The 23,251-nt window shown below is 38.5% G+C and carries 29 protein-coding genes; 24 read left to right on the top strand and 5 right to left on the bottom strand.

Annotated elements, in window-relative coordinates; all coding sequences use genetic code 11:
- Window positions 1–2: 2 nt before the first annotated feature.
- The 12 genes from aroA (at window position 3) to AC3WJG_RS05545 (ending at window position 8,858) form a co-directional block, all read left to right on the top strand.
- Window positions 3–1,292, top strand: a complete 1,290-nt coding sequence (gene aroA / locus AC3WJG_RS05600; protein WP_028410747.1) for a 3-phosphoshikimate 1-carboxyvinyltransferase — start codon at window positions 3–5, stop codon at window positions 1,290–1,292.
- Window positions 1,293–1,624: 332 nt separating this feature from the next.
- Window positions 1,625–2,887 carry a tetratricopeptide repeat protein gene (locus tag AC3WJG_RS05595; RefSeq protein WP_285850282.1) on the top strand — a complete coding sequence of 421 codons (1,263 nt, stop codon included), beginning with the start codon at window positions 1,625–1,627 and terminating at the stop codon, window positions 2,885–2,887.
- Window positions 2,888–2,984: 97 nt separating this feature from the next.
- Window positions 2,985–3,530 (top strand): ReoY family proteolytic degradation factor, encoded by a 546-nt coding sequence (locus AC3WJG_RS05590; RefSeq protein ID WP_013058996.1) that lies wholly within the window; start codon window positions 2,985–2,987, stop codon window positions 3,528–3,530.
- Window positions 3,531–3,647: 117 nt separating this feature from the next.
- Entirely contained in the window at window positions 3,648–4,106 is a 459-nt protein-coding gene (locus tag AC3WJG_RS05585) for a YpiF family protein (RefSeq protein WP_492588038.1), read from the top strand.
- Between the two features lie 204 nt (window positions 4,107–4,310).
- Window positions 4,311–4,811 carry a QcrA and Rieske domain-containing protein gene (locus AC3WJG_RS05580; RefSeq protein ID WP_013058993.1) on the top strand — a complete coding sequence of 167 codons (501 nt, stop codon included), beginning with the start codon at window positions 4,311–4,313 and terminating at the stop codon, window positions 4,809–4,811.
- 3 nt (window positions 4,812–4,814) lie between these two features.
- The gene (qcrB, locus tag AC3WJG_RS05575; RefSeq protein WP_013058992.1) at window positions 4,815–5,489 is read left to right on the top strand and encodes a menaquinol-cytochrome c reductase cytochrome b subunit; all 675 of its coding nucleotides are present in this window, start codon (window positions 4,815–4,817) and stop codon (window positions 5,487–5,489) included.
- Window positions 5,490–5,599: 110 nt separating this feature from the next.
- Window positions 5,600–6,367 (top strand): menaquinol-cytochrome c reductase cytochrome b/c subunit, encoded by a 768-nt coding sequence (locus tag AC3WJG_RS05570; RefSeq protein WP_013058991.1) that lies wholly within the window; start codon window positions 5,600–5,602, stop codon window positions 6,365–6,367.
- 135 nt (window positions 6,368–6,502) lie between these two features.
- Window positions 6,503–7,090 (top strand): lipoprotein heptaprenylglyceryl N-acetyltransferase LhaT, encoded by a 588-nt coding sequence (gene lhaT / locus AC3WJG_RS05565; protein WP_050689693.1) that lies wholly within the window; start codon window positions 6,503–6,505, stop codon window positions 7,088–7,090.
- A gap of 82 nt (window positions 7,091–7,172) precedes the next feature.
- A complete protein-coding gene (locus AC3WJG_RS05560; protein WP_013058989.1) occupies window positions 7,173–7,583 on the top strand; it encodes a YlbD family protein in 411 nt (136 codons plus the stop codon).
- A gap of 5 nt (window positions 7,584–7,588) precedes the next feature.
- Entirely contained in the window at window positions 7,589–7,825 is a 237-nt protein-coding gene (locus AC3WJG_RS05555) for a YlbE-like family protein (RefSeq protein WP_013058988.1), read from the top strand.
- Window positions 7,826–7,924: 99 nt separating this feature from the next.
- Window positions 7,925–8,311, top strand: coding sequence for a carbohydrate-binding protein (locus AC3WJG_RS05550; protein ID WP_028410751.1), 387 nt, complete (start codon window positions 7,925–7,927; stop codon window positions 8,309–8,311).
- A gap of 100 nt (window positions 8,312–8,411) precedes the next feature.
- Window positions 8,412–8,858, top strand: coding sequence for a YlbF/YmcA family competence regulator (locus AC3WJG_RS05545; protein WP_028410752.1), 447 nt, complete (start codon window positions 8,412–8,414; stop codon window positions 8,856–8,858).
- Window positions 8,859–8,863: 5 nt separating this feature from the next.
- Here AC3WJG_RS05545 and AC3WJG_RS05540 read toward each other — a convergent pair whose 3' ends face one another.
- Window positions 8,864–9,178, bottom strand: coding sequence for a hypothetical protein (locus AC3WJG_RS05540; RefSeq protein WP_028410753.1), 315 nt, complete (start codon window positions 9,176–9,178; stop codon window positions 8,864–8,866).
- 77 nt (window positions 9,179–9,255) lie between these two features.
- Between AC3WJG_RS05540 and AC3WJG_RS05535 the strand changes: the two genes are divergently transcribed.
- Window positions 9,256–9,531 carry a YlbG family protein gene (locus AC3WJG_RS05535; protein WP_013058985.1) on the top strand — a complete coding sequence of 92 codons (276 nt, stop codon included), beginning with the start codon at window positions 9,256–9,258 and terminating at the stop codon, window positions 9,529–9,531.
- 74 nt (window positions 9,532–9,605) lie between these two features.
- Here AC3WJG_RS05535 and AC3WJG_RS05530 read toward each other — a convergent pair whose 3' ends face one another.
- Window positions 9,606–9,992, bottom strand: coding sequence for a DUF7147 family protein (locus AC3WJG_RS05530; RefSeq protein WP_060745950.1), 387 nt, complete (start codon window positions 9,990–9,992; stop codon window positions 9,606–9,608).
- 612 nt (window positions 9,993–10,604) lie between these two features.
- On the opposite strand from AC3WJG_RS05530, the gene rsmD reads away from it, so the two are divergent.
- Both rsmD and coaD read left to right on the top strand, forming a co-directional pair.
- Window positions 10,605–11,174 (top strand): 16S rRNA (guanine(966)-N(2))-methyltransferase RsmD, encoded by a 570-nt coding sequence (gene rsmD, locus AC3WJG_RS05525; RefSeq protein WP_013084870.1) that lies wholly within the window; start codon window positions 10,605–10,607, stop codon window positions 11,172–11,174.
- A gap of 35 nt (window positions 11,175–11,209) precedes the next feature.
- The gene (gene coaD / locus AC3WJG_RS05520) at window positions 11,210–11,704 is read left to right on the top strand and encodes a pantetheine-phosphate adenylyltransferase (RefSeq protein ID WP_013058982.1); all 495 of its coding nucleotides are present in this window, start codon (window positions 11,210–11,212) and stop codon (window positions 11,702–11,704) included.
- A gap of 58 nt (window positions 11,705–11,762) precedes the next feature.
- Here coaD and ylbJ read toward each other — a convergent pair whose 3' ends face one another.
- Window positions 11,763–12,971, bottom strand: a complete 1,209-nt coding sequence (gene ylbJ / locus AC3WJG_RS05515) for a sporulation integral membrane protein YlbJ (protein WP_028410755.1) — start codon at window positions 12,969–12,971, stop codon at window positions 11,763–11,765.
- Window positions 12,972–13,437: 466 nt separating this feature from the next.
- Here ylbJ and AC3WJG_RS05510 point away from each other — a divergent pair, with 466 nt between their 5' ends.
- Together AC3WJG_RS05510 and AC3WJG_RS05505 are read left to right on the top strand one after the other, a co-directional pair.
- The gene (locus AC3WJG_RS05510) at window positions 13,438–14,235 is read left to right on the top strand and encodes a patatin-like phospholipase family protein (RefSeq protein ID WP_013058980.1); all 798 of its coding nucleotides are present in this window, start codon (window positions 13,438–13,440) and stop codon (window positions 14,233–14,235) included.
- Window positions 14,225–15,241 carry a SepM family pheromone-processing serine protease gene (locus AC3WJG_RS05505; protein WP_028410756.1) on the top strand — a complete coding sequence of 339 codons (1,017 nt, stop codon included), beginning with the start codon at window positions 14,225–14,227 and terminating at the stop codon, window positions 15,239–15,241. Before AC3WJG_RS05510 ends, AC3WJG_RS05505 begins: the two co-directional genes overlap by 11 nt.
- 27 nt (window positions 15,242–15,268) lie before the next feature.
- On the opposite strand, the gene AC3WJG_RS05500 is transcribed toward AC3WJG_RS05505, so the two are convergent.
- Window positions 15,269–16,468, bottom strand: coding sequence for a nucleotidyltransferase (locus tag AC3WJG_RS05500; RefSeq protein ID WP_102812621.1), 1,200 nt, complete (start codon window positions 16,466–16,468; stop codon window positions 15,269–15,271).
- Between the two features lie 179 nt (window positions 16,469–16,647).
- On the opposite strand from AC3WJG_RS05500, the gene AC3WJG_RS05495 reads away from it, so the two are divergent.
- The 4 genes from AC3WJG_RS05495 to AC3WJG_RS05480 all read left to right on the top strand — a co-directional run bounded on the left by AC3WJG_RS05495 (window position 16,648) and on the right by AC3WJG_RS05480 (window position 19,123).
- Window positions 16,648–17,166 (top strand): YceD family protein, encoded by a 519-nt coding sequence (locus tag AC3WJG_RS05495; protein ID WP_014458367.1) that lies wholly within the window; start codon window positions 16,648–16,650, stop codon window positions 17,164–17,166.
- 65 nt (window positions 17,167–17,231) lie between these two features.
- Window positions 17,232–17,405: a 50S ribosomal protein L32 gene (gene rpmF / locus AC3WJG_RS05490; RefSeq protein ID WP_013058976.1), complete on the top strand. Its 174-nt coding sequence runs from the start codon at window positions 17,232–17,234 to the stop codon at window positions 17,403–17,405.
- 169 nt (window positions 17,406–17,574) lie between these two features.
- A complete protein-coding gene (locus AC3WJG_RS05485; RefSeq protein ID WP_028410758.1) occupies window positions 17,575–18,342 on the top strand; it encodes an enoyl-CoA hydratase/isomerase family protein in 768 nt (255 codons plus the stop codon).
- A gap of 178 nt (window positions 18,343–18,520) precedes the next feature.
- Window positions 18,521–19,123, top strand: a complete 603-nt coding sequence (locus AC3WJG_RS05480) for an RsfA family transcriptional regulator (RefSeq protein WP_013058974.1) — start codon at window positions 18,521–18,523, stop codon at window positions 19,121–19,123.
- 81 nt (window positions 19,124–19,204) lie between these two features.
- Here the strand turns inward: AC3WJG_RS05480 and AC3WJG_RS05475 are convergent, their stop codons facing one another.
- On the bottom strand, window positions 19,205–19,675 hold the full coding sequence (locus AC3WJG_RS05475; RefSeq protein ID WP_013058973.1) for an N-acetyltransferase: 471 nt from the start codon (window positions 19,673–19,675) through the stop codon (window positions 19,205–19,207).
- 313 nt (window positions 19,676–19,988) lie between these two features.
- Between AC3WJG_RS05475 and AC3WJG_RS05470 the strand changes: the two genes are divergently transcribed.
- From AC3WJG_RS05470 to AC3WJG_RS05460, 3 genes are read left to right on the top strand one after another with little or no spacing between them, the layout of a single operon-like run.
- Window positions 19,989–21,341: an acetyl-CoA carboxylase biotin carboxylase subunit gene (locus AC3WJG_RS05470; protein WP_098658764.1), complete on the top strand. Its 1,353-nt coding sequence runs from the start codon at window positions 19,989–19,991 to the stop codon at window positions 21,339–21,341.
- A complete protein-coding gene (locus tag AC3WJG_RS05465; protein ID WP_013058971.1) occupies window positions 21,338–21,550 on the top strand; it encodes a biotin/lipoyl-containing protein in 213 nt (70 codons plus the stop codon). The genes AC3WJG_RS05470 and AC3WJG_RS05465 overlap by 4 nt, the downstream gene beginning before the upstream one ends.
- Before the next feature lie 19 nt (window positions 21,551–21,569).
- A complete protein-coding gene (locus AC3WJG_RS05460) occupies window positions 21,570–23,111 on the top strand; it encodes an acyl-CoA carboxylase subunit beta (protein WP_013084862.1) in 1,542 nt (513 codons plus the stop codon).
- Window positions 23,112–23,251 lie beyond the last annotated feature (140 nt).

Below are 23,251 nucleotides of genomic sequence, written 5' to 3'. Positions count from 1 at the left end.
AAATGAGTGGAAAACAATTAAAAACGAATCTTTCATCTCTCCAAGGAGAAATTTCTATTCCTGGAGATAAATCGATTTCTCACAGAGCTGTGATGTTCGGAGCGATGGCAGAAGGGAAAACAACGATTAATCATTTTTTAGCAGGGGAAGATTGCTTAAGTACGATTTCGTGTTTTGAAAAGATGGGCGTATCGATTAAAAGAGAAGGCGAGTATGTCGAAGTCGAAGGTAAAGGTATCGAAGGGTTAAGTGAACCTGCTTCCATCCTAGATGTAGGAAATTCAGGAACGACTACTCGTTTAATGCTTGGGATTCTTGCAGGTGTGCCATTTCATACGTCTCTAATTGGAGATGAGTCGATTGCCAAGCGTCCTATGAGCCGCGTTACGGTGCCCCTGCGCTCTATGGGTGCAAAGATTGATGGGCGTGAGCACGGCCAATATACGCCTTTATCGACTCGAGGAGGAGCTTTAAAAGCAATTCATTACCATTCTCCTGTAGCAAGTGCACAAGTAAAATCAGCGATTTTACTAGCGGGACTTCATGCAGAAGGCACAACAAAAGTAACTGAGCCTTTTACATCACGTGACCATACAGAGCGTATGCTTCGCGCCTTTGGAGTAGACGTAGAGGTAGATGGAACGACTGTAAGCATTGAAGGAGGACAATCTCTGCGCGGAACGGATGTATACGTACCTGGTGACATTTCTTCAGCGGCGTTCTTTCTTGTTGCAGGAGCCATTGTTCCAAACAGCCGAATCGTTTTGAAAAACGTCGGACTCAATCCTACAAGAACAGGTATTATTGATGTGCTTCAGCAAATGGGTGCACGTCTTACAATTTCTAATGAACGTATTCAAAATGGAGAGCCTATTGGCGATTTGACGATTGAAACGTCTCAGTTGAAAGGGATTGAAATTGGGGGGGATTTAATTCCTCGTTTAATTGATGAAATTCCAGTGATTGCTCTTTTGGCGACTCAGGCGAATGGGAAAACAGTTATTAAAGATGCCGAAGAATTAAAAGTAAAAGAAACGAACCGTATCGATACGGTTGCAACGGAGTTAAGCAAGCTCGGTGCCTCTGTTACTCCAACAGCTGATGGCCTCATCATTGAAGGCAAGACTGCTCTAAAAAGCGGTGAAGTAGACAGCTATGGAGATCATCGAATTGGAATGATGCTTGCGGTCGCAGCAGCCATTGCAACGGGAGAGGTAACACTAATGAGAAGTGAAGCTATTCACGTCTCCTATCCTACTTTCTTTGAAGATCTTGATAAACTAAGCGAATAAGAAAAAGACCGGGACAAACGTATTTTGGTTGAAGGGAAATCCGAACGATGAACTGATATTCTTGATAGAGAATCAAACTCGTTCGGATTTTTATTAGGGTGAACGTAGGTCTCATGTATGTAGGTGCTTCTAGCTGTTGATTGATGTAGTCATGTCTTAATCTCGTTTTTATCTTAAAAAATGTAAGCGTATTCAAATTGATTTGTTGAACAAACGCTCAAACTATTTTATCATGGTGTATAGAAGCATGTGTTCTTGCTTCGGTTTGGAAAAAATAGAAAATTAATTCGTTTTATTTGTATATAAAAAGTGAATGTAATAATAAAGGAGAATTGTGTGTGAAAGAACTAGACCGCGCGATAGGTTACGTAGAATCCAATGAAATTGAAAAAGGTCTTGCCCTTATTCATGAATTGAAAGATAAAGCTACAGACGAAGAAAAATTTTTAATGGCTGAACAGCTTCAAGAGTGGGGACTAGTAAATGATGCGCTGCCTTTAATAGACGAGCTCATCGCTAAATACCCAGAAGAAGGCGAGCTGTATTTATTAAAAGCTGAAATGCTTATTGATTTAGAAGAAGAAGAAGAAGCAATTCATATTTTAAATCAAATTAGCAGCGAAGATGATAACTACGTGCCAGCTCTGCTTCTTGTAGCTGATTTATATCAAATGCAAGGCCTTAGTGAAGTAAGTGAGCAAAAGTTAATGGAAGCGAAAAAAATGCTTCCAAATGAGCCGGTTATAGATTTTGGGCTCGGTGAATTTTACAGCAGTCAAGGAATTTATCAAAAGGCGATTCCTTTTTATCAAACGCTGCTAAAAACAGAAAAAGAATTTAACGGCACGGATCTTCGTCAGCGATTAGCTGAAAGTTTAGCAGGTATCGGCCAGTTCGAAGAAGCTCTTCCTTACTTTGATCAAGCGCTAAAAGATAAGCTTGAGATTAACACATTATTTGAATATGCGATTTCAGCGTATCAAGCAGGTCATTATCAGACTGCTATTGAAAAGTTCACAGAACTAAAAGAGCTAGACCGTGAGTACCATTCTCTTTATTTATATTTAGCAAAATCATATGAACATGAAGAGATGCTAGAAGAGGCTGCGGTGGCTGTCAACGAAGGTATTGCGCAGGATGAATTTCAAAAAGAACTTTACTTTTTTAAAGGGAAGATAGCATTAAAGCGCGGTCTAGAAGAAGAGGCTGAATCGGCATTTCAACAAGCGATTGCACTAGATCCAGGGTATATTGAAGCCATTTTAACTCTCTCTAAACTTTATATGAGTCAAGAGAGATATGAAGATGTAGTAGAGAATATCGAGCACGCCAAAGAATATAATGAGCATGACCCTCATTTTGAATGGGATTTAGCAAAAGCTCACCAGGAATTAGAAAATTATGAAGAAGCGCTAAAATACTACGAATCTGCATACACTGTTTTTAAAGAAGAGTATGCGTTTTTAGAAGAGTATGGCTACTTCTTATTAGAAGAAGGACAGCGCTCGAAAGCGAAGGAGATTTTCCAAGCCTTATTAGCAATGGATCCAACAGTAGATGAAATTCAAGACATATTATTTCAATTAGAAGAATAAATAATAGTTCAGAGGATTTTATTGCTGCCGTGTGGAATAAATAACTGTAAAAGGTGTTTTAACTGAGAGTTTAAACACAGAGGAGGGAAGTGAGAATATGACGACCCCTGTTACTGTCAACGAGAAAAAAGAATTTGTTCGCTGGTTTTTAACGAATTATCAGCTGAAGCGAAGAGAATGTGTATGGATTTTAAATTATTTGATGAGCCATGATCAATTGATGAAACGAGTTCACTTCGTTGAGCAAGCACAGTTTTGTCCTCGCGGGATGGTGATGTCTACGCACTGTGTGGAAGACCCTCCATTTCGTTTTTATAAAGAAAATATCATGACAACCGATGCAGAAAAATCATTTCATGATATTCGTTTGAATCGAGAAGAAGACATTTATATTCAATTAAACTTCCGATCGTTGTATTCATCGCCTCAATATGTGGCTGTACTGGAAGACAATCCGTATATGCCAAAAGCTAATCAAACAAATGAAAAAGACAGAGTATTAGCTGAGCAAATATTGGAAGAATCTATTCAGAAGTTTCAGCGATCAAAAATCATGGAACTAATTGATAAAGCATTAGATGAAAACGATAAAGAAGAATTTCAGCGCTTAAGCGAATATTTAAATAACCATTATGTACAGTAGATAAACGAGGGATTGGCTAGCTTCTTAGAAAAAGGTCAATCTCTTTTTTTATCTCCTTATTCATTTTGAAAAATAAATAAGACAAGCTTTAGCGGGCTTGCTGAGAGGAGAAGGAAGTTGAAGCTTCAGACCAAGGAAATGGATGTGTACCTACAATCCAAAAGTTATGTTGATACCGTATTGGTTCCGCTTATTCCGATTGATTTCGGAGAAGATTTAAAGCTTACTGCATCTATGAGTGAATATACGACTGCTCTTACTGAAGAGTTAGAAAGGCAATTTAAAGGAAGAGTGATTTTAACACCTAGTTTTACATACTTAAAAAAAGATGGAGTAGCTGCTGTTTATGAAACATTACTTCGTTGGAATGAGCATATAAATGACAATGAAGTCAAACATCTTTTTGTGCTTACTAGCGACCGAGACTGGCTGCAGTTTGAAAAAGAAATAGGGGCGCACTGCATTTGGATACCTGCTTTACCTCTTGAGCATATAGATGAGTCGCATAAGTATACGCTCATCCATGAACAAGTTCAACAGCTCTTACCGATTTTTGTAGAGAAATGGAGTGTTTAAAAAGACTGTAGAATAAGTAATGGAAGCGTACACAAAATAATGACAAAAAATTTAGAAAAATAAAGATTATTTCCATGTTTTAGGTTTTTATTGTATTGACCTTCCAGAAATATTAATATATCATGATTATGTCCTAGTTTAATAGAATGGTCCATCATGTGTCCAAAATTCTCTGGACTGAACTTTTTTAAAGGGGGGAAAAGCATGGGTGATCGGGTATCAAGACGACAGTTTTTAAACTATACGCTCACTGGTGTAGGGGGATTCATGGCTGCTGGAATGTTAATGCCAATGGTGCGCTTTGCAGTAGATCCAATTTTAGAAAAAGAAGCGGGTCAGGATTTAGTAGCTGTAGCGCAGGTTAAAGACATTACAAAAGAGCCGAAACGTGTCGATTTTAAAATCAAGCAAGTGGATGCGTGGCATAAATCAGAAGAGCCAAGATCGGCTTGGGTGTACAAAACTGATAAAGGTGAAATCGTCGCGCTGTCACCAATTTGTAAGCATTTAGGCTGTACGGTTAACTGGGCTGGTGACAAAAACTATCCACACCGTTTCTACTGCCCTTGTCATGGGGGAATGTATGAAAAAAGCGGTAAAAATGTACCGGGGACACCACCGATGGGACCGTTAGATGTATACGTTCAAAAAGTAAAAGGCGGTACGTTATATCTAGGAAAAGCCAAACCACAAGGAGGGGCATAGAAAATGTTGAATAAAATCTATGACTGGGTGGATGAACGGCTAGATATTACTCCTTTATGGCGAGATGTGGCCGATCATGAAGTGCCAGAGCACGTAAATCCTGCACATCACTTTTCAGCATTTGTGTATTGTTTTGGTGGATTAACGTTTTTTGTTACCGTTATTCAAATTTTATCAGGCATGTTTTTAACCATGTATTATGTACCAGATATAAAAAATGCATGGGAATCCGTTTATTATCTGCAAAATGAAGTCGCTTTCGGACAAATTGTTCGAGGTATGCATCACTGGGGAGCAAGTTTGGTTATCGTCATGATGTTTTTACATACACTTCGTGTTTTCTTCCAAGGAGCATACAAAAAACCCCGCGAGTTAAACTGGATTGTGGGTGTGTTAATTTTCTTTGTTATGTTAGGTTTAGGTTTTACAGGTTATTTGTTGCCGTGGGATATGAAAGCGCTATTTGCAACGAAAGTAGGTTTGCAAATTGCCGAATCCACACCAATTATAGGCCAGCAAGTGAAGACATTACTCTCAGGACATCCAGACATCGTTGGTGCTCAAACACTAACTCGCTTTTTCGCCATTCACGTATTCTTTTTACCCGGAGCTCTACTTGGCTTAATGGGTGCCCACTTCTTAATGATTCGTAAACAAGGAATTTCAGGACCACTATAAAATTTTATACGCTTTATTCAATTAGTCAATCACACTAGTCATCATATGCATCAAGCACATACTCCGTTGTTAGTACTTTCACTAGAGCAGTGAGAAAAAGGAGGGAGAACATGCATCGTGGTAAAGGGATGAAGTTTGTTGGAGATTCACGTGTTCCTGCAGAACGAAAACCCAATATTCCAAAAGATTACTCTGAATTTCCAGGGAAAACAGAAGCATTCTGGCCAAACTTTTTACTAAAAGAATGGATGGTAGGGGCAGTTTTTTTAATCGGTTATCTATGTTTAACCATCGCTCATCCATCTCCTCTTGAACGTATTGCCGATCCGACTGATACGGGGTACTTGCCTCTTCCTGACTGGTATTTTTTGTTCCTATATCAATTGCTTAAATATTCATTTGCTTCTGGTCCATATAATATTATAGGTGCATTTATTATTCCAGGGATTGCATTTGGCGCATTAATGCTTGCTCCGTTCATTGATCGAGGGCCAGAAAGAAGACCAGCTAAGAGGCCGTTTGCAACAGGATTCATGCTTTTGGCTATAGCAGCAGTCTTTTTCCTAACGTGGCAGTCAGCGACACAGGTGGATTGGAAAGCGCGTGAAGAGCAAGGGAAAATTAGAGAAGAAGTAGCGATTGACAAAAATTCAGAAGGCTACAAAATCATGCAAGAACAAACGTGCTTGACCTGTCATGGTGATAACTTACAGGGAGGCCCTGCGGCTCCGGCTTTAACAGGCATTGATTTATCTCCTGAAGAAATCGCCAATATCGCAAAAAATGGTAAGGGCAATATGCCAAAAGGTGTTTTCAAAGGTTCAGATAAAGAATTGAAAACGCTCTCGGAATTTGTCGGAAACTTAGGGAAAGAATAGTGAAAATCAGCCAAAGGGCTGGTTTTTTTTTGAATTTATTTAATGCTGTGGTTTACATCAATGAGATAGGTGCTTGCTATTGTTCAAAAACTGTACATAATAAAGAAGAGGTTAAATGTAAAGGAGACTTTCTAAATGGCTTGGTTATGGTATACCTTAAAAGATAAGCGTTTTTTAACGCTTCTGCTGATCGTGAATATACTAGGAACAATCTACGGATATATTTGGTATGGAAGCCAATTAGCGGAAACGCCTAAGAAGTTTTTATTATTTGTGCCTGATAGTCCAACGGCAAGCTTGTTTTTTGTTATTGTACTTATCGGTCTTTTACTTGGAAAGCATTTTTCATTGTTTGAAGCTTTAGCAATGATCACGCTGTTTAAATACGGGATTTGGGCCGTCGTAATGAATGTATTGGTCTATGTGTTAACAGGATACATTGATTGGATGATGCTTATGTTAATGGCTTCTCATGCAGCAATGGCTTTTCAAGGGCTTTTATACGTACCGTTTTACCGGATTAAATTATGGCATATAGCTGTTGCCGCTGTATGGGCCGTACATAATGATATCATTGATTACGTTTTTTCTATGATGCCAAGATACAGCATGCTCAATGCGTATATGTCTGAAATTGGTTATTTTACATTTTGGCTAAGCATTTTATCTATTTTCATTACATACTGGTTCACAGTTCGTGCTTCTTCAAAAAAACAGCTATAAAAAATTTTTGAAATAGGCGCACGAAACGAGCTCTCTTTTTCTAAGATATAGTAGGCTATATTTAAGTATGAGGTGAGTGACTGTGAAGGAAACCAAACGAGAGCTTCATCCGTCCGTTGTGGAATTTAAACAATTTGTAAAATCACATCCCAAATTAGTAGAACAGGTTCGAAAGCAGCAAAAAACGTGGAAAGAGCTTTATGAAGATTGGTATTTATTCGGTGCAGAAGATCCAATGTGGGAGGCATATCGTTCAGAAGAAAGTGCAAAGGCTGAACCAGCTGCTGCAACAGAGGAGAAAAAAGATATTATGGGTACAATTGTATCCTCGCTGAAAAACATGGACTTGAATCAAATGCAAAATCATATCACAAATGTAAATTCAGCTATTTCGAATATTCAACAAGTACTGCAGCAATTTCAGCCATCTAAGCCATCCGGTGGAGGAGCAGCTTCCGGGCCAGGGAATCCATTTGGCTTTAGGAAAGATTAAACGCAATGAGAAAAGATATATACGAGTATATGCAGTCTCGTCCTAAACTCAACGACTTCGTTCGTGAACAGCCAATGTGGTACCGGCGTTTATCTAGAAATCCTGAAGAACTAGAGAAATTTGAATTAGAATCCAAGCACTACTACAAACAAACGATTCCTCATAAAGTCGAAAAGTTTTCGAATTCGATTCAAATGGCAAACATGATGTTTCATATGTTTCAGTCCATGAAAAATCAATGATCTCTGCATACATAGCGATGCAGAGATTTTTGCATGTCATGAGTAAAAACAAAGAGTTTGTAAACACTATGGAGAAACGAATGATAAAGGAATGGTATTATGCGCTTACTATTAACGACGGCCTTATGTGTAGTTTCTCTGCTAGGATGCAACCATGATAAACCAAAACCTGAAACTAAAATTCCCTCTCAACCGCGTGCAGCTGAAACGTTTGGTGCAATGAATACAAAACCTTCACTGATGGTACACCAGCATGTGAAAGGACAAAACGTATACGTCGAATGTATTCTAAGCGGGTTTTCATTTTCAACAGAGAGTGGATTCCTTCAAATCACAGTAGATGGAAAACCATTTAAAGAAATGAAGCAAGCAGCCTTTGTTTTAAGTGATCTTCCAAAAGGATCTCATACTGTTACGATTGAACTGATGAAATCTAAAGAAGAAAGTTATCAAGTGAGGAATACCTTTACGGTTGAAATTATATAGTTAAAAAGTAGAACTTGTAGTAAATCAGTGTAAGCTGTTTTAGCAAGTTCTTTTTCTTTAGATCCAAAACGTGATAAGATAAAAACGGAGGTGCACAGCCATGCTGACAACAATGAGAACTGTTGAATTACTCGATGAGTCTGATCACGTAGCGAACATGGTGTTACAATCAGACGTAGCCGAGAACTATCGTCAATGTTTATATAGATTAAATAAAGATTCACATGCACAGGCATTAATTGCTGAATTTGTGAAAATAAAGGAACAGTATGAGGATGTTCAGCGATTTGGAAAATATCATCCTGATTATAAAACCATTACGAGACAAGTACGTGATGTAAAGCGTCAAGTTGATTTACACGCGACAATCGCTGCGTTCAAAAAAGCAGAAAATGAATTACAAAAGCTGCTTGATGAAATTAGCGTTATCCTTGGTCAAGCTGTTTCAGAGCACGTGAAAGTACCGACGGGAAATCCGTTTTTTGATACGGGAAGCAGCTGCGGCGGTGGCTGCGGATCTGGTGGAAGCTGTGGGTGCAGCGCGTAAGCCGTTCACTGTATAAATCGAACGCAATCAGCACAGGAATTTCCGCAGCAGGCCATTTTACGCTGTGGAACGTAAAACCTGTGCTGATAAACATAAGTAAGATGCTGACTTCTGACAAAAGTTGAGCGCCACGTAGCATTTGTATTGGATGTAGCAAAAATAGATGAAGCTTCTAGAAGCTCATCTATTTTTCTACGCTCAATTGATGTGTTTATATACAAAAAGGGTATATTTGTGATTTTTTTGAAAATGACTTGTTCAATAGCTCTCTGCTCGTTAAAATGAGTAAGAAAGAGCATCCAGATATCATCTAAATTCATACATAAAGCACCTACTTCATATAAAAGAATTTATGATAAAGAAAACCAATATAACGTATGCAAAAGGGGAACTAAATATGTTTGTTGAACGTCAAGGAATTGTGGCGTATGTGCATTCTGTTAAGCAAGCAAAAGCATTGCGAAAGTACGGAAATGTACATTACGTATCTAAAGAATTAAAGTATGTTGTCTTATATTGCAACCAAGATGGCATTGAAAAAACAATCCATAAACTTCAGTCTCTACCTTTTGTGAAGAAAGTAGATCCTTCTTATCGGCCGTTTTTAAAAACAGAATTCGAAAATTCAAAGCCGGATAAGGCGAAGGAATATGACTATAAGATAGGAATTTAAACAAAAAAGGAATGTGATGTACATTCCTTTTTTTATTTTACTTGCCCTTGGCAAATGAATAGGCAGGGATGAGATTATTGCATTGGCGGAATAAAGCGGTTCATTCGCAAAATGCCAATAAGGTGCTGATAGTATAGTGCTGTTTCTGGAAATGTAGTAGATGGTTTGACATCGAGTACCACAATTTCTTTTCCCGCTTCCTCAGCAGCTTGTTTAAATAACTCAACGCGCTTGCTGTCGTTTTGTTTTAAAACAATTCCTTCTCGGCAAACGTAAAGCGGTTGGAAATTCCCTTCAGCTGTTGGATGCAAGACAGCGACAAAAGAAGCTACTGGTCGATCTTCTTTTACTGTTCGCAGCATAATAAGATGAGCAAGACGGTGTTTGTTGCTTTTGACAATCTCTAACAGCTCATAAATATCTGAATACCCTTCTCCGAGCTCAATAAAACGCTGAATCATATGTATTTCCCCCTTTATGTATTAAAAAAGCAAACTCACGTAGTTTAATGTATCATTGAATATTTTAAGAGTAAATAAAAAAATCCCTACAACTACTCATTGTAGGGCCCTTCAATAAAGGGGTGTAATCACCTCTGCGATTACAAGCACCTTGATGAAGGCAAAGGGAGAGGAGAAACCGGAGGAAGAACTTATGGGGAAACGTAAGTCTTCTCCGCGGTTGGCAACAACATCGGTTAGATGATGTTGTTACTAGTCAGTATGTCCGTTTTAGACGTTCATATACCTGTGTTGTGAAATTCACTTTTTCATACATAAAAGACTGATAACATGACAGAGAAAAAGGGTAAATTTACGTTTATTATGACATATTAAAGTAAAGGAAATCTTCTATGAACGAAATGCCGAATGATCTTCATAGATGTATCTTCTAGAAAAGAATCAGTGTATCTAAGGACACGGTCATAAAAGTCCAGCATAAAAGCAAGGTGCTGGGTTATTGCACAGAATGTATACAGCATTGAATAAATTGAGGATTTTTGCTAGTCTTTGTAATTCAAAATATGTTAGGATAATGAAGAATAAGGAAGTAAAAGTAAGGTAGTGATAAGGATGAGAGTAGTAGCAGGTTTATATAAAGGCCATGCGTTAAAGGCGGTTCCAGGATACTCAACCCGCCCTACAACAGATAAGGTGAAAGAAGCTATTTTTAATATGATTGGACCGTTTTTTGAAGGTGGAACAGCTCTTGATTTGTTCGGTGGAAGCGGTGGCTTGGGAATTGAAGCTCTAAGCCGAGGAATAGATAAAGTCATTTTTGTGGATCGGGATGGCAAAGCGATTCAGACGATTAAAGCAAACTTAGCATCTTGCCGGTTAGAAGACCGCGCTGAAGTGTATCGAAATGATGCAGAACGTGCACTGAAAGCGATAAAGAAAAGGGAGCTGACTGTCGATTTACTTTTGCTTGATCCACCGTATAAAGCACAAAAGTTGAAAGCGCTTATCGAAACGGTAAGTGAAGAAAACCTTCTAGCAAAAACAGGAATTATTGTAGCGGAGCATTCTCATGATGTACATTTAGATAATGAGATTGGTTTATTTGAAAAAATAAAAAGCGAAACGTACGGTATCATTGGTGTTTCTATTTATACATACAAAAAAGAAGAATCAGTTGAATAAATCAATGAGCTGTTAGATGTAGAAAGGGGATACGTATGGGCAGTATAGCTGTTTGTCCAGGAAGCTTTGATCCAGTTACAAATGGACATTTTGATATTATTAAACGAGGCGCAAATGTATTTGATACGATTTATGTGGTTGTTTTAAATAACTCTTCAAAAAGTCCTCTATTTACAGGGGAAGAGCGAGTAGCTTTGCTGAAAGAAGTAACAAAATCACTTCCTAATGTGGTAGTCGAGTCGTACAGCGGATTATTAATGGAATATGCAAAAGAAAAGCAGGCAAAGACCATTTTAAGAGGTTTGCGTGCGGTATCGGATTTTGAGTACGAAATGCAAATCACATCTGTAAATCGCGTATTAGATAAAGAGATCGAAACGTTATTTATGATGACAAATAATCAATACTCGTTTTTAAGTTCTAGTATTGTAAAAGAAGTAGCTAAATATGGCGGGAATATTTCTGAATTAGTTCCTCCGCCTGTTAGAGAAGCGCTTGCGGAAAAATTTGAACAGCTGTCTCAAAAATAAGATAAAAAAGAACGTGACGTTTTCTTTGCCGATAAGAAAACGTCACGTTCTTTTTTTACTAGGAACGATGAAGAAACGTTCGTTTTGAATATATATAAATATAGCAGCATAGCGTAAAAATCGTTAAGAGCGGACCGTACACGTTTAGCCACTGCGATAGAATCGTAATGGACTCCAAGTGAGAAAAAACCGGCAGTGCTCCTTCTGATGCTTGAAAAGTAGTAATGGATTCTCGAAGAGGACCCCATAGAAAGATAGTGAATACTACCGCAAAAAAGCCGTGAAAAATGCGTGCAATAAAAAACGGAAAAAATCGAATATCTGTTTCTGCGAGTATACTAGCCACTTGTGCTTGAACGGAGAAACCGCTGAAGCCTAATACAAAGCTAACGATGATAATTTGATGAAACAGCAGCGTGTCAGGCGCTTCACTTGCTAGACGGCTTCCTAGTGTGATTTCAAAAAGCCCTGAAATAAAGGGGAGGCTCAGTTCAGTCCCTATATGACAGAGGGAAAATAAATAAGCTAGACCGCTGCTTAAAACGGCCGTGATATGAGTAACATATAAAAGTTTGTTTAATACAGAAAATAAAATGATAAAACCGCCAATCATTAAGAGAGATTGAACAGCAGAAGTAACCGCATCTCCTAGAAGCTTCCCGATAGGACGCTTATCTTTTAAACGCGTTTTATGCATTTCATGAAAAGCTAACGATAAAGAAGGTTTTTGAGTTACTTGTCCTTTCGGTTTTGCTGATCCATAAAAACGCATCACCAATCCTACACAAATATTCCCTATGTAATGTGAGAGAGCTAATATGATACCGACAGCTGGATTGTGGAAAAAGCCAACTGCCACAGCTCCAAAAATAAAAATAGGGTTAGATGAGTTAGTAAATGATACGAGTCTTTCAGCTTCGATAGCTGTTAGCTGCTTTTCTTGACGCAGCCGGGAAGTGATTTTTGCACCTGAAGGAAACCCAGAAGCCATGCCCATTGCTAAAGCAAAACCCCCTACTCCAGGTACTCGAAATAAAGGCCTCATAAACGGCTCTAATAAGATCCCAATGAACTTCACTACGCCAAACCCAATAAGCATTTCTGAAACAATAAAAAAGGGCAGCAGAGAAGGAAAGACGACCTTCCACCATGTGTTAAGACCTCTTACTGAACCTTCTAGCGCTTCTTTTGGATATACAATAAGCGCAATAGCGAGAAGCGTTACGCTCGTCCCGAGCAGAAGTGTTTTCACCATCGATTTATTCAATGAACGATTCATCTCCTTTTCTAAGCTCACGTCATTTTGATATGAATGAAATGAGGAGTTTTAGGCAAATGTACAAGTTCTTCTATATATCAATATACGAAGCTATGCATCGACTTTATGCCTGTGAGTAAGGAGAAAATAAATTCATACTGAATAAAAAGGCGTCTTGTCACATTTGGAAATACAATTCATATACATAAATCAATGCACTTCTAAGATAGTCAAGGAGTAAAAAAACGTATACGCAGCAAGCGAAGAGCAAGAATTTCTTAAAACAACCTTCAGTATAGTATAATGCTTAATAACCACCGTGCATTGAGCAAAACATATCTTTAGCTTCATACTAAATGAACAAATACAAAATGAAGAATAGTCCTACCGAAGACAGGGCAACAATGATAGAGAAGCTCATCAAATGTTTTTACATTTTTAGAAGTCTATAAGGTAAAACGAGGGGGCAGGTAAAGTGGAAAGCCCAAAAATAGGAGTTGCGTTAGGCTCAGGTGGAGCTAGAGGTTTTGCACATTTAGGAGTAATCAAAACGCTAACAGAAAATAACATTCCTATTGATTTTCTAGCTGGCAGCAGCATGGGAGCTTTAGTTGGTGCACTATATGCGTCAGGTATTGAACTGGCAACTCTTTATAAAATGGCGCTAACGTTCAAACGAAAGTATTATTTGGATTTTACCGTGCCTAAAATGGGATTTATTACGGGCAACAGAGTAAAATCGTTGGTTCGCACCTTTACGCAAAATAGAACCATTGAACAGCTATCTATACCGTTTGCCATTGTAGCGACAGATTTGAAAACAGGAGAGAAAGTGGTGTTTAAAAAAGGACCTATCGCTGAAGCGGTGAGAGCAAGCATTTCAATTCCAGGAATCTTTGCTCCCGAAGTAATTGATGGACGATTGCTTGTAGACGGCGGGGTAGTAGACCGTATTCCTGTGTCGGTTGTAAAAGAAATGGGATCTGATATTGTCATTGGAGTCGATGTATCAAAAGCGAAAGTGAATGCAGAAATTAGCTCTATTTTTGATGTCATTATGCAAAGTTTAGATATTTTGCAAGATGAGCTAGTAGCTCATCGGACCATTGCTTCAGACATTATGATTCGTCCTAATCTCGATACTTTTAGTTCCAGAGCGTTTACAAACATTCAAGAAATGATTTCAATTGGTGAACAAGCAGCACATGAGCAGTTGCCTTCTATCCTGCAAGCAATTGATCATTGGAAGGAGAACAAAAAAAGTGAAATCTAGAATTAGAATTTTGGTATATTTGGCTGTTATTGCAGTGGTGGCAATGCTTTGTTTTTATCCTTTGCCGTACTACATTACAAAGCCTGGAATGGCAGAAGAACTTGCGCCTATTATTAAAGTAGAAGATGGATACCATGAAAAAGGGACGTTTATGCTGACAACTGTAAGAATGGGCAGAGCAACTCCTCTTTCATATGGTCTTGCGAAAATACAGGACTTTCATGAAATTTTCCCTACAAAGCAAATTTTGCAGCAAGGTGAAAGCGATGAAGATTACTCGACAAGGCAATTACATATGATGGATACGTCAAAAAATGCTGCTATTTCAGTCGCATACGAAAAAGCTGGAAAGAGCGTTTCTTACCTCAATAAAGGCGTATATGTTACATATGTCGTAGAAAATATGCCTGCACATGGAAAACTTCATGTTGGAGATGTAGTGACGAAAGTAGATGAGAAAAAAATTCAAACTGCTGAGGACTTAATCAACTACGTATCGACTAAAAAAGCAGGAGATTCAGTATCAATCTATGTAAAAAGAGATGGCAAAGAAAGCAAACATACTCTAAAAGTTAAAGCATTCCCTGACGAGCCGAAACGAGTAGGCTTAGGAATTGCCTTAGAAACGAACCAAGAACTAAAAGTTAAGCCCGATATACATATTGATACTGAAAAAATAGGAGGGCCTTCAGCGGGACTGATGTTCTCGCTTGAAATTTATAATCAGCTTGTTAAAGAGGACATGACAAAAGGCCATCGCGTTGCAGGTACAGGGACTATCAATGATAAAGGAGAGGTAGGACCAATCGGAGGTATTTCGCAAAAAATTGTAGCCGCAGATAAAGAAGGAGCAGAAATTTTCTTTGCACCAAATGAAAAAGGGGCTGCGGGCTCTAACTACCGAGAAGCAGTGAAGACAGCTAAAAAAATAGACAGTGATATGAAAATTGTACCCGTAGATTCATTTTCGGATGCCGTCACGTATTTAGAAAAGCTGAAACCATAAAAAAATCGTCTCTTGCAGACGATTTTTTTATGGCCAAATGATAGGAGGCTGCGTGTATTCTTGTTTCATAAATTGAGAGCGCAGAGGCTCTTGAAACGGCATACTATAAACATGTGTCGCTTTAATATCGATATCAATTTCTTTTAGTTTACATTGCGAGACAGTGGATACAATAGGAAGAGACAGCTTTTTCTTAATTGTTTTTAAATAGTCTTGTCCGGTCTTTGACATTCCCAATAAGCGAATGTAAGGATCAGCTTGTTGCATCTCACTTTTTGTTGTATTGGTTAAAAGGTGAACGCACATGCGCTGTAAACGGGTTCTCGTATATCGCTTCGTTTTAACCTTTGTTAAAAAATCTTCAAATGAAGTAGCTGAAGAAATATAAGATAACAGCCGATGTTCAATACCTTCTTCTATTTCATAAATACGCTGTAAGTCATAAAGCGGAGTAGTTAATAATTTGTATTTCAAAAATGGGAAATAATGCTCCCAATGATGAAACTGTCCGTGTGCTTGCTTGTAAGCTGCTAATTCATTTGCTGTACTAACTGGCATGTGCTTGCTCAGATCCTCACTGCTGCTGCTGTCAAAAATAGCTTTACGTATGCTTGTAGCGCTTGAAATAAAAGAAGAAGATAGGGAATCATCGTGATAATGTGATTGAATTCGAGTGATTGTATATGGTTTAATAGATGCATGCTGTTTTTTAATGGCAGCTACATAGCTCATTCCAAGCACATTATTTGGCTGAGATAAATCAATAGGAGCCTCCGTGAAAAGCTGTAAGAAAGCGTTGGAAGCTGCTTTTGGATAACTGTTCCCTTTTTTCATCTCTTGTTGAATTAAAGCGGATAGTTCTGATTCATGAGCTTCGAGCAAATCAGCGGTGCGGGTAAATGAGTCAATATTGCCATTTTCGCTGCCAAAGCATACAAAGTCAGCGCGAAGGGATTCTAAAATAGAAATAGCGCCGCTTGCGAATGTTTCAGCTTTTTGAGTAGAAAAAGCATAGGGTAATTCAACGACTAAGTCTGCACCAGCGGCTAAAGCCATTCTTGTGCGGGACCATTTTGATACAAGAGCAGGCTCTCCGCGCTGCAAAAAGTGCCCGCTCATCACAGCAATCACACAATCTGCTCCGGTTTGTTGTTTCGCTTGCTGCAAATGATAAGCGTGTCCATTATGAAAAGGATTATATTCGACAATTATTCCAACTGCTTGCATAATGTCTCCTTTTAATTTATTATTTTTAGTCTAGCTCTTTGTTTTAAAAACATTTTTTTATGAAAGTAAGAAATATTTACAAAAAAGCATATTTAAGTACATTATAGTGTAAAGAAAAAATATTGACAAATAATCTTGTGAAAGCTATAATAACCTTTGTTGCCTTGAGGTGATTAACAATGAAATGGACAATACATCAATTGTATCAGTTGCAAAATAAAGGTCTAACATTTGACGAAGTGATTGACGGCAAAGAGTTTATGAATGCTGATCCTCAAATTCGTAGAATGTCAGATGTAAATGTGAAAGGAAGAGCCGACATTAGCTCTTCGAAAGTAACGTTTCACCTTAAAATCTCAGGAGAAATGACGTTGCCTTGTGCTCGTACATTAGTTGACGTTCCGTATCCGTTTGAAATTAACGCAACTGAAACGTTTTTATTGAATGTGAATGCTGATTATGAAGAAGATGCTGAAGTACGCATTGTAGAGGGAGAAACGGTTGATTTACAACCTTTGATTCAAGAGTTAATTATTGTTGAAATTCCTCTGCAGGTATTTAGTGAAAATCAGCAAGCGGCAGGAGCAGCTCCACAGTCAGGAAAAGACTGGGAAGTTGTTACCGAAGAAGAACAGCAGGAAAAAGTAGATCCCCGCTTAGCCGTACTCGAAAATTTCTTTAAAGACAAAAAGAAATAAAAATGCGAAGATCCGGCTTTCGGGCCTTCATATGATTTTAAAACTCTTTTAAGGAGGTGGGAATAATGGCTGTACCTTTTAGAAGAACATCTAAAATGAAGAAAAGAACGCGTCGTACGCACTTTAAATTACAAGTTCCTGGTATGGTAGAGTGCCCAAATTGTGGTGAAATGAAACTATCACACCGCGTATGTAAAGCTTGTGGTACTTACAAAGGAAATGACGTAGTAAGCAAATAATTGCTTATTTAAATAAAAGACCCTCTTAAAGGGTCTTTTATTTTTTTTGCCTTTTTTCCTTCTCTGCCCTTTGGAAGAGAAGGATTTTTCTTATAGAACAAGAACTCTTTTTAAATAAACAATTACTGTTGTAAAAGGATTCATACCTTGTCTATAAGGAGGAAAAAGCATGAAAAAAAGCGAGTTGTTTACTACAAGCCAAGGCATTGCTACGTTTGTGATTAATCGTCCTGAAAAGCGTAATGCTATTGATTATGATGTTATGAATGAACTGCAGCAAGCTGTAGATTATGTGAAACATGATCAGTTAGTAAAAGCTTTCGTAATTACAGGTGCTGGTTCAGATGCATTTTGCAGTGGAGGAGATTTAAGCGTATTTCATGAGCTAAAGACTTCGAAAGAGGCATCTCAAATGTTAACGAAAATGGGGAAAATTCTTTATGAGATTTTAACACTCCCAAAACCCACAGTTGCCCTTTTGAATGGAACATCGGTTGGAGGAGGATGTGAGCTTGCGATTGCATGTGACTTCCGTATAAGTGCAACACATAGCGAAATGGGATTTATTCAAGGGAATTTAGGAATTACAACAGGCTGGGGAGGAGGAACCATTCTTCTTGAAAAGCTGCGTTATCAAGAAGCGATGGAAATGATCTACAGTGCTCAGCTGTATGGAGTAGAACGAGCAAAGCAAATTGGATTTCTTTCTTATGTCACGTCGTTTAAAGAGCTAACTATGAGGTGTGAGGAGTGGTTAGCGCCTATCACTCATAAACCGACCCATGTATTGCAAGCTTACAAAGAAATCGCTATTGAGAAATGGGAGCAAAGCCGGGTTTGGAATCGGATGGAACAAGAAATTCATCGCTGCTCGATATTGTGGGAGTCGCCTGAGCATGAAGAAGCGGTTCAAAAGGTCATCGTTAAAAAAGCATAGTTATGAACTGCATTTCCATAGCAATATAGTGAATAAGCGAAAGATGAAAGAATCACGGGTTTCCCATTTTGCTTCAAAGTATATGAAAGATTTTCTTGATTGAGAAGAGGAACAATAGTCTATCTTATCTAGTAGGTGCATATTCATTTAATAAGTACGGATAAGGAGGGATAGAAAAATGACTTCTTCTCGTCAAGATGCATGGACTCATGATGAAGATTTATTACTCGCAGAAATTGTACTGCGTCATATACGTGAAGGTGGCACTCAGCTAGCTGCATTTGAAGAAGTGGGGAAGAAACTTACACGAACATCAGCAGCTTGTGGCTTCCGCTGGAATTCTTTTGTGCGCAAACAATACAAGACTGGTATTGATCTTGCGAAAAAACAGAGAAAAGAATTAAAAGCAAGAACTGTTTCAAAAGATGACGAGCAGCCTGCACGCTTATCATATATGGAAGCAGAGAAACATATTTCGCTTAATGAGGTAATTAAATATTTAGAAAATGTAGATCAAGGGCAAAGGCACTCGTCAGAGCTTCTCGAAGCTAATGAAGAACTGCAGCAAAAGATTGAACGTTTACAAGAGAAAGTAACGATTTTGGAAAAAGAAAAAAAAGCTTTGCAAAACAACTTGTTAATTGTGGAAGATGACTATAAAGCTCTTATTGAAATTATGGAGAGGGCTCGTAAAATGGTTGTATTAAAAGAGGATGAAAAAAGTAGAAAAGTGAAATTTCAAGTGGATAAAAATTTAAATTTAGAAAAAGTTCAAAAGTAAAGGGACAGTTTGAAGGCTCCCTACTTCATGTTGATCACATATACCACATAGATATAAAATAAACAGCTGGAAATCAGCTGTTTATTTTTGTTCGCTTACACCGTTTGGTAGCCAAATAAGAGGGTTTTCTCCCAAATCACGATCGATATCATATGTTACAGGTACAAACCCCATTTTTGACCAAAAATCACTCGATTTTACTCGTGGGCTTGTTTTGATAGGTAATTGAAAGGATTTGGCGTATTCAACGAGCGTTTGACCCAATCCTTTGCGCTGAAAATCGCTGAGCACTTCGAGTTTCCACACTTCAATATACGTTTGAGGCGGCTCGAAATATTGATCGTACTGTTTGTTTCGCTTATAGAGACTCATCCGAGCCACTAAGCTATTTCCAAAATAAATACCGTAAAACGGAGAATTTATTTCATTATCGGAAATTTTGGCATGTAATTCTTCTAGCATTGAAAGTTCTTGAATGCCATATTCTTTGAATTTCTTGAACTCTTCTAGCGTTTTAAAATTAATTTTTAAATGCTTCACTTCGTAATTCATCCCATATCCCCCTTGTTATGTCTCCTTGCTAGACAAACGAACTGGCTTGGTTCGTTCATCTAATATTATATAACAAAAATACAAAATATTCTGTTTTCATGATTGGTGAACGAATATTCAATGCGCATAAGGAAAAATGAATTCTTTCAGTTACATACGAAGAATACATTACTATAAGCATCACTTTTTAGAAAGGAAGCAAAAGGAAAGTGAGATTCAAATAGAAAGCGTTTTCAAAAATTGTAGAGGAGTTTTAAAATTATTGTAGAATTATATGGGGGAAAGTAGAAATTTGAGGAAAGGGGAGAGAAAGGTGAAAAAAATACTGATTGCAAATCGAGGAGAAATTGCTCTTCGTATTATTCATACATGCAAACAAATGGGCATTGAAACGGTGGCTGTCTATTCCGATGCAGATGCAGAGCTTCCTTATGTTCAAGCAGCTACAAAAGCACGTCGAATTGGAGAGCCTCCTGTGCAAAAGTCATATTTGAATGTAGAAGAATTGCTGCGAATTAGTCATGAAGAAAAAGTAGATGCCATTCATCCTGGGTATGGATTTTTATCGGAAAATAGTGCATTTGCTAAAAGAGCGATTGATGAAGGTTTTTGTTTTATCGGCCCTTCTCCCGAAATCATTTCGATGATGGGCGACAAAATTGCTGCTCGTGCCGCGATGAAAGAAGCGGGTGTACCTGTTGTCCCCGGCAGCGAAGGCGATGTGACGTCAGTTGAAGAGGCTTGTAAAGTAGCGAATCTAATTGGATATCCCGTTATGTTAAAAGCAAGCGGAGGTGGCGGCGGAATTGGGATGGTGCGCTGCGATAACGAAGAAGCAGTAAAACAAGTGTATGCCTCCACAAAAGCAAGAGCCAAAGCATATTTTGGTCAAGAAGGAATGTTTATTGAAAAACTTATCACAAACGCAAAACATATCGAAGTACAGGTGTTTGGAGATCAGCATGGTAATGTCGTTCATCTTTTTGAACGCGATTGTTCCGTACAAAGAAGAAATCAAAAAGTGATTGAAGAAGCCCCTGCGCTTTCTTTAAAAGAAAGTACGCGACAAGCCATGCAAAACCAAGCCGTTCAAGCGGCTAAAGCAATCGGATATTATAATGCAGGTACGGTGGAGTTTATTGTGGATGAAGACGAAAATTTTTATTTTCTTGAAATGAACACGCGGCTGCAAGTTGAGCATCCGATCACCGAGCAAATTGCAGGGGTCGATTTAGTTAAGTGGCAGATCTTAGCTGCGCGCGGAGAAAAGCTTCCACGTGTGCAAGAGGAAATAGCAGCAAATAACTATGCCATTGAATTTCGAATTTATGCAGAAGATCCGTTTACTTTTTTACCGGCTCCGGGAAAAATTACGGGTTATCACTTGCCGGAGCGAACCTATGCACGCGTAGACAGCGGCTACAGTGATATGAATGCGGTTACACCTTTTTATGATCCAATGATTGCAAAAGTTATTATTACTGGTCGTACACGTTCAAATGCAATTGAACTAGCTAAATCATATTTTACAGAAGCTGTTGTAGAGGGAATCAAAACGAATATTCCTCTATTTAAGCAGCTGTTAAATGAAGAGTTATATGAAAAAGGCACCTATAACACATCGTTATTATCAACCGTATTAAATAAAGGAGGAGCACCACAATGAGTGAAATCAAAGCGACAATGGCAGGCATGGTATTTAATGTGTTTGTTCAGCAAGGTGCAAGTGTAGCCAAAGGAGAAGTTGTTGTTGTATTAGAATCTATGAAAATGGAAATTCCTATTGAAAGCGATCAAGCTGGTATTGCAGAGACTGTCCATATAGCCGTGGGGGATTTTGTGAACGAAGGCGACGTTTTGGTGACTATTTCATAACTCATAAAGGAGAGATATCATGATACATACAGGTGAATCTCAGAAAAAATATGATGAAAATCGTCAAAAAGTAGAGCGTGGCAACGCGGAGAAGTACAAAGAGAAACTTGCAAAACAACAGAAGCTTTTTGTAAGAGATCGTTTAGCCCTTTTATTTGATGACGGGAAATATGAAGAAGACGGCATGTTTGCAAATAATAAAGCCGAAGGGTTGCCGGCAGACGGTGTTGTAACTGCAATTGGGAAAGTAAACGGTGAAACGGTTTGTGTAATGGCTAATGACTCTACTGTAAAAGCAGGGTCTTGGGGGGCCAGAACAGTAGAGAAAATTATTCGGATTCAGGAAGTAGCAGAAAAACTGCATGTGCCTTTGCTGTACCTAGTGGATTCTGCAGGAGCGCGTATTACGGATCAATTAGATATGTTTCCAAACCGCCGAGGCGCTGGACGGATCTTTCACAATCAAGTAAAACTTTCCGGCGTCATTCCTCAAATTTGTTTGCTCTTCGGTCCGTCAGCAGCTGGAGGGGCATATATCCCTGCATTTTGTGATATTGTTGTGATGGTAGATGGAAACGCTTCTATGTACTTAGGTTCGCCGCGTATGGCCGAAGCTGTTATTGGAGAAAAGGTTACGCTAGAAGAAATGGGAGGAGCACATATGCACTGCAGCGTTAGCGGATGTGGAGATGTGTTAGCTTATTCTGAAGAAGAAGCTATTTCGTATGCCAAATCTTATTTAACCTACTTTCCACAAAACTATCAAGAGAAGCCTAAAGTACAAAAAGCTAAAGAGCCTAAGCAGACAAAGGATTTAGTAGAATTAATTCCAGAGAATCAAAATGTTCCATTTGATATCTATGAAGCAATTGATACCCTTATTGACGAAGGGAGCTTCTTTGAAGTGAAAAAACTGTTTGCCGCCGAATTGGTAACAGGGCTTGCACGAATAGATGGAAAAGTAGTAGGGATTATTGCCAATCAGCCGAAGGTCAAAGGAGGAGTGCTGTTTGTAGATTCAGCAGATAAAGGCGCAAAATTTATTCAACTGTGCGATGCCTTCCATATTCCTTTGCTATTTTTAGCGGATGTACCTGGATTTATGATTGGAACCAAAGTAGAAAGAGCAGGCATCATTAGACATGGAGCAAAATTGATTGCAGCGATGAGTTCAGCTACAGTTCCTAAAATTTCCGTAGTTATGCGCAAAGCTTATGGCGCAGGGCTTTACGCTATGGCTGGTCCAGCTTTTGAACCGGATTGCTGCCTTGCATTACCTACTGCTCAAATTGCCGTAATGGGTCCTGAAGCGGCAGTAAATGCCGTCTATTCTAATAAAATTAATGAAATTGAAGATCCGAAAGAGCGGTTTATGTTTGTTAAACAGAAACAGCAGGAGTATAAAGAACACATCGATATCTATACGCTGGCTTCTGAACTTATTATTGACGACATCGTTCCTGCTAATGAACTGCGTCGAACTTTAATTGACCGCTTTCGATTATATGAAACAAAGAATGTGACCTTTAGCCGTCGTAAACATCCGGTGTATCCCGTATAATAGAAAAAAACGGGATCACTCTAAATAATTTACAATAAGCCCGGTGATTTTTAATCACACGGGCTATATGAATAGGTAAAATTTTAAGAATGCATTTAATTCAAAGCATTTTTTTGCTAAAATGAAACTCAATAATGGAA

The sequence above is a fragment of the Priestia sp. FW507-14D1A genome, from assembly GCF_058781295.1.
This window is presented reverse-complemented; position numbering and strand designations above follow the sequence as displayed.